The 5,814-nt window shown below is 60.8% G+C and carries 5 protein-coding genes and 1 pseudogene; 1 reads left to right on the forward strand and 5 read right to left on the reverse strand.

All coding sequences use genetic code 11. The features are described 5' to 3' along the window. Positions 1–80: 80 nt before the first annotated feature. Complete coding sequence (locus tag AAAB16_RS12840; RefSeq protein WP_340663674.1) at positions 81–1,403, reverse strand: aspartate aminotransferase family protein; 1,323 nt, start codon at positions 1,401–1,403, stop codon at positions 81–83. 274 nt (positions 1,404–1,677) lie between these two features. On the opposite strand from AAAB16_RS12840, the gene AAAB16_RS12845 reads away from it, so the two are divergent. After that, entirely contained in the window at positions 1,678–2,469 is a 792-nt protein-coding gene (locus tag AAAB16_RS12845; protein WP_340663675.1) for an aldolase, read from the forward strand. Between the two features lie 64 nt (positions 2,470–2,533). Here AAAB16_RS12845 and urtE read toward each other — a convergent pair whose 3' ends face one another. From urtE to AAAB16_RS12865, 4 genes and pseudogenes are all read right to left on the reverse strand, one after another. Beyond that, the gene (gene urtE / locus AAAB16_RS12850; RefSeq protein ID WP_340663676.1) at positions 2,534–3,232 is read right to left on the reverse strand and encodes an urea ABC transporter ATP-binding subunit UrtE; all 699 of its coding nucleotides are present in this window, start codon (positions 3,230–3,232) and stop codon (positions 2,534–2,536) included. A 143-nt stretch (positions 3,233–3,375) separates the two neighbouring features. Further along, positions 3,376–4,248, reverse strand: a complete 873-nt coding sequence (gene urtD, locus AAAB16_RS12855; RefSeq protein WP_340663677.1) for an urea ABC transporter ATP-binding protein UrtD — start codon at positions 4,246–4,248, stop codon at positions 3,376–3,378. After that, the gene (gene urtC / locus AAAB16_RS12860) at positions 4,248–5,327 is read right to left on the reverse strand and encodes an urea ABC transporter permease subunit UrtC (protein ID WP_340663678.1); all 1,080 of its coding nucleotides are present in this window, start codon (positions 5,325–5,327) and stop codon (positions 4,248–4,250) included. Before urtC ends, urtD begins: the two co-directional genes overlap by 1 nt. After that, positions 5,324–5,814 (reverse strand): annotated as a pseudogene (locus tag AAAB16_RS12865) (urea ABC transporter permease subunit UrtB); the annotation flags it as partial. The gene urtC and the pseudogene AAAB16_RS12865, both read right to left, overlap by 4 nt.

Here is a 5,814-nt window from a genome sequence, read left to right on the forward strand (position 1 = left end):
CACCCAAACACCCGTCGTCCCCGCGCAGGCGGGGATCCAGGGGCCGTCAATCAAGTGCGAGGTTCGAAAGCAACAGGCCGTTACCCGGCGTGTTTGCGCGAAAACTCGCCAATCACTTCGTCAAAAATTGCCAATGCCTGGGCGACTTGTTCGGGGTTAACGATGCACGGCGGCACCACGTGAATACGGTTTTCCACCACGAAGGTGAGCAAGCCGCGCGCCTGGAAAGCGGCTTTCATCTGGCCCATCACCGGCGCCGCCAATGGGGTTTTCTTGGCCCGGTCGCTGACCATTTCCAAGGCCCAGAACAAACCAATCCCACGTGCTTCACCAATCAACGCATGTTTGGCCGCCAGCGCTTTCAGGCCTGGGCCGAGGTATTCCTGGCCGATCATGCGGGCGTTGTCGACGATGCCTTCTTCGGCCATCACATCCAGCGTGGCCACAATCGCCGCCATGGCCAGCGGGTGACCGGAGTAGGTAAGGCCGCCTGGGAAAAAGCGGTTCTCGTAGAACTCGGCAATCGGCTGGGAAATCAGCACGCCGCCGGCCGGTACGTAGCCGGAGTTCACCCCTTTGGCAAAGCAGATCAGGTCGGGCACCACGTCGAAGTTATCCAGCGCCAGCCAGGCACCCGTGCGGCCAAAACCGGCCATCACTTCGTCGAGAATCAGCACAATGCCGAACTCGTCCGCCAGCGCGCGCACGCCCTTTAGGTAGCCCTTGGGCGGCACTAGAATGCCGGCGGTGCCCGGCACGCTTTCCAGCAAAATGGCGGCAATCGAATTGGCGCCTTCGCACTCGATCACGCGACGCAGGTGTTGCAGCGCGCGCTCGCATTCTTCCTCTTCGTTGCCGGCGTAGAACTCGGTGCGGTACAGGTAGGGATTAAAAAAGTGCACGTGGCCGCGAGCGAATTCATTGGGTACCCGGCGCAGGTCGCCAGTGGCGGCAATCGCCGAGCCGGTGCTGCCGTGGTAGGAGCGGTAGGCCGATAGCACCTTGTCACGCCCAGTGAACTGACGGGCCATGCGCATCGCGTTTTCGTTGGCGTCGGCACCGGCGTTGGTAAAGAACACCTTGCTGAAATTGCTTGGCGCGTGGGACAGGATGCGTTTGGCCGCTTCACCGCGCATCAAATTGGCGGTGGCCGGCGCCACGGTGACCAAGGTGCCGGCCTGTTCCTGAATGGCGGCAATCACCTTGGGGTGCTGGTGACCAATGTTGGTATTGACCAGTTGGCTACTGAAATCCAGGTACTGCTTGCCGTCGTAATCCCACAGCGTGCAGCCCTGACCACCGGCGATGACCAACGGATTGAGGGCGCTCTGGATCGACCAGGAATGGAACACAAATTGGCGGTCGAGGGCGTGAACGTATTCGTTGGAGATCGGGTTGCTCATGGCGGGCCTCATAGCGTGTGCGCTGGAATGGGCTCACCTTAGGAATAAATAGCGGCGGGTCGTAGGGCCAGATGGGGGGAATGGGTGGGTCAGGGTTGTTCTTTTTCAGGGTGCCCTCTCCCCTAGCCCCTCTCCCGCAAGCGGGAGAGGGGCTAGGGGAGAGGGCTGAGCCCACCACCAATCTATCTGGCCCATTGCTCTCCCATATCTGCCCCTACTCATTCCTCCCAACCCCGCTAGTCTTGCCCCATCGCCCTTCACCCAGGAGCCCACCATGGCCCACGCCTTCGAACTCACCCGCGCCCCCGCCGCCGAGGTACTCGCCGCCGACCTCAACACCCCCGCCATTCGCGCCGCGCGTATCGACCTGGCGGCCTGCTTTCGCATGGCGGCGCGCTTGGGCATGGGTGAGGGCATCTGCAATCACTTTTCCGTGGTGCTGCCCGGCCACCCCGACCTGTTTTTGGTCAATCCTTACGGGTTGGCATTCGCCGAAGTCACCGCCTCGTCGCTATTGATCTGCGACTTCCACGGCCGCGTGGTGATGGGCGAGGGCAAGCCCGAGGCCACGGCATTTTTTATCCACGCCCAACTGCACCGCCTTAACCCACGGGCGACGGCGGCCTTTCACACCCATATGCCCAATGCCACCGCGCTGTGCATGCTCGAAGGCGAGCCATTTGTGTGGGCCGGGCAGACGGCGTTGAAGTTTTACGGACGGTTGGCGGTGGATGAGCATTACAACGGTCTGGCCCTGGACAATGCCGAAGGCGAACGCATCGCCCGCGCGGCCGGCGATGCCGATGTGCTGATGCTGAAAAACCATGGCCCGCTGGTGCTCGGGCCAAGCATTGCAGAGGCTTGGGACGACCTCTATTACCTGGAGCGCGCCGCCGAGGTGCAGCTTAAAGCAATGAGCAGTGGCCGGGCGCTAAAGGCGGTTTCGCACGAGATCGCCAGTGCGGCGAGTAAACAAATGCTGATCGGCAATGCCGAGAGCGCGCGGCTGCATTTGGACAGCGTCAAACGCCAGCTCGCCAAAACCGAGCAGGAGTTCGCCTCGTAGGGTGTGCTATGCGCACCGTTGCGTTCGCCGCTGGATCGCTTGGTGCGCGGAGCACACCCTACGTTTAGATCGCGACCAAGCCGCGAACGCCGTCGGCCTCCATGGTCTCGCCGCGGCCCTGCTGCACAATCTCACCCCGCGACATGACCAAATACTGGTCGGCCAACTCCGCGGCAAAATCGTAAAACTGCTCAACCAGCAGAATCGCCATATCGCCGCGTGCGGCGAGCTTTTTGATCACCACGCCAATCTCTTTAATCACCGACGGCTGAATGCCTTCGGTGGGTTCGTCGAGAATCAACAGGCGCGGGTTGCTGGCCAAGGCGCGGCCAATGGCGAGCTGTTGCTGCTGGCCACCGGAGAGGTCGCCGCCACGGCGTTGTTTCATTTCCTTGAGCACCGGGAACAGCTCGTAGATAAATTCGGGCACCACCTTGGCTTGTGAACCGGGGAAACGCGACAGGCCCATCAGCAGGTTTTCCTCCACCGTCAGGCGCCCGAAAATTTCCCGCCCTTGCGGCACATAGGCGATGCCAGCGTGCACGCGTTGGTGCGGTTTAAAGCCAGTGATGGCATTACCTTCCCACTGCACCGCGCCTTCTTTTGAAGGGATCAGGCCCATCAGGCATTTGAGTAGCGTGGTTTTGCCCACGCCGTTACGGCCCAGCAGGCAGGTGACTTCGCCGACTTTGGCTTCAAACGACAGGCCACGGAGAATGTGGCTGCCGCCATAGAATTGGTGGAGTTTTTCGACTTGTAGCATGGGTGGTGTCCTTTTTATCCGGGTGGAGCGAGGAGCAAACCCTCACCCTAACCCTCTCCCGCAAGCGGGCAGAGGGGACTGATCGCGGTTGGCTGGTCTCCCCTCTACCGCTTGCGGGAGAGGGGCAGGGGGTGAGGGGCTTTTTAGCGCCCCAGATAAACCTCAATCACCCGTTCATCCGCCTGCACATCCGCCAGCGACCCTTCGGCCAGTACGCTGCCTTGGTGCAGTACGGTGACGTGGTCGGCGATGGAGCCGACAAAGCCCATGTCGTGCTCCACCACCATCAGCGAGTGTTTGCGCGCCAGGGATTTGAACAGTTCGGCGGTAAATTCGGTTTCGGCGTCGGTCATGCCCGCTACCGGTTCGTCGAGCAGCAGCAGTTGCGGGTCTTGCATCAGCAGCATGCCGATTTCCAGAAACTGTTTTTGCCCGTGGGACAGCAGTCCGGCAGCGCGGTGGCGCGAGCTTTCCAGTTTGATGGTGGTCAGCACTTCATCGATACGGTCGCGCTGCTCGCCGCTCAATTTGGCGCGCAGGCTGGCCCATACCGATTTGTCGGTTTTCAGAGCCAGTTCGAGGTTTTCAAACACGCTCAATGCTTCGAATACCGTCGGCTTCTGAAACTTGCGGCCAATGCCGGACTGGGCGATTTGCACTTCGCTCATGCGCGTCAGGTCAAGGGTTTCGCCGAAGTAGGCTTTGCCATTGTCGGGGCGGGTTTTGCCGGTTATTACGTCCATCATCGTGGTTTTGCCGGCGCCGTTGGGGCCGATGATGCAGCGCAGTTCGCCTACGCCGATGTACAGGCTGAGGTTGGTCAGTGCCTTGAAGCCATCAAAGCTGACGTTGATATCTTCCAGGGTCAGGATGGTGCCGTGGCGTACATCCAAACCGGGACCGGCAGCGCGGCCCAGGCCCAGTGCATCGCGGCTGGTGCCGGCGTCGCTGTTGGGGCTGACGTTGGGGTTAAACGCCGGCTCAAGCATAAATTCAGGAACAGGAGTGGCGCGCATTATTGCTCTCCTTTTTTACGCAGCAGGCCGATCACACCCTTGGGCAGATACAGCGTCACCAAGATAAACAAGGCCCCCAAGGCAAACAGCCAATACTCGGGGAAGGCCACGGTAAACCAGCTCTTCATACCGTTAACGAGACCGGCGCCAAGCACCGGGCCGATCAAGCTGCCACGCCCGCCCAGGGCTACCCACACAGCGGCCTCAATGGAGTTGGTCGGCGACATTTCGCTGGGGTTGATAATGCCCACCAGCGGCACATACAAGGCCCCGGCCAGGCCACAGAGCACCGCGCTCAGTACCCAGATAAATAGCTTGTAGCCGCGTGGGTCGTAGCCGCAGAACATCAGGCGGTTTTCTGCATCGCGCAGGGCGGTCAGCACCCGGCCAAATTTGCTTTTCGCCAGGCGCCAGCCAAGGAACAGGCTGGCGGCTAACAGCGCGACGATCGCCAGAAACAACGCCGTGCGCGTGCCGGGGGCGGTGATGTCGAAGCCAAGAATGGTGCGGAAGTTGGTAAAGCCGTTATTGCCGCCAAAACCGGTTTCGTTGCGGAAAAACAGCAGCATGCCGGCGAAGGTCAGGGCCTGGGTCATGATCGAGAAGTACACACCCTTGATCCGCGAGCGAAAGGCGAAGAAGCCAAACACCAGCGCCAGCAACCCAGGCGCCAACACCACCAGGCACATGGCCCAGAGGAAGTGTTGGGTGCCGGTCCAGTACCACGGCAATTCGGTCCAGGACAAAAACACCATAAAGGCCGGCAAGCCATCCCCGGCGCTTTCGCGCATCAGGTACATGCCCATGGCATAGCCGCCAAGGGCAAAGAACAGGCCATGGCCGAGCGACAGCAAGCCGGCGTAACCCCAGACCAAATCCAGCGCCAGGGCAACGATGGCGTAGCAAAGAATCTTGCCCACCAGCGTCAGGGTGTAGGCCGACACTTGCAGCGGGTTATCCGCCGGCAGCAGGTGCAGCAGCGGCAGAATAATCAGAATGGCGAGCACCACGGCGCCCACGCCGAGGGTCAGTTTGGGGCCGGCTTTTTGCGCCAGCGTAAGGCTCATTGGCTGGTTCAATCGATCACCCGACCTTTAAGTGCAAAGAGGCCCTGCGGACGCTTCTGAATAAACAGAATGATCAACGCGAGGATAAGGATTTTGCCCAGTACGGCGCCGATCTGCGGTTCCAGAATCTTGTTGGCAATGCCCAGACCAAAGGCCGCCATCACGCTGCCGGCCAACTGGCCGACACCGCCGAGCACCACCACTAGAAACGAGTCGATGATGTAGCTCTGGCCAAGGTCCGGGCCAACGTTGCCGATCTGGCTCAAGGCCACGCCGCCCAGGCCGGCGATGCCGGAGCCCAGGCCAAAGGCGAGCATATCCACGCGGCCGGTAGGCACCCCGCAGCAGGCGGCCATATTGCGGTTTTGCGTAACGGCGCGAACGTTCAGGCCGAGGCGGGTTTTGTTTAGCAGCAGCCAGGTCAGCACCACTACAAATAGGGCGAAACCAATGATCACCATACGGCTATAGGGCAGTACCAGATTCGGCAGTACCTGCA

It is taken from the genome of Pseudomonas sp. (assembly GCF_037994325.1).
In the GTDB taxonomy this organism is placed as follows: domain Bacteria; phylum Pseudomonadota; class Gammaproteobacteria; order Pseudomonadales; family Pseudomonadaceae; genus Aquipseudomonas.

What these genes read in the sequence shown, in the direction of transcription:
- urtD (WP_340663677.1), bottom strand. Translation starts at nt 4,248, where the DNA reads ATGCGCGCCACTCCTGTTCCTGAATTTATGCTTGAGCCGGCGTTTAAC.
- AAAB16_RS12845 (WP_340663675.1), top strand. Translation starts at nt 1,678, where the DNA reads ATGGCCCACGCCTTCGAACTCACCCGCGCCCCCGCCGCCGAGGTACTC.
- AAAB16_RS12840 (WP_340663674.1), bottom strand. Translation starts at nt 1,403, where the DNA reads ATGAGCAACCCGATCTCCAACGAATACGTTCACGCCCTCGACCGCCAA.
- urtE (WP_340663676.1), bottom strand. Translation starts at nt 3,232, where the DNA reads ATGCTACAAGTCGAAAAACTCCACCAATTCTATGGCGGCAGCCACATT.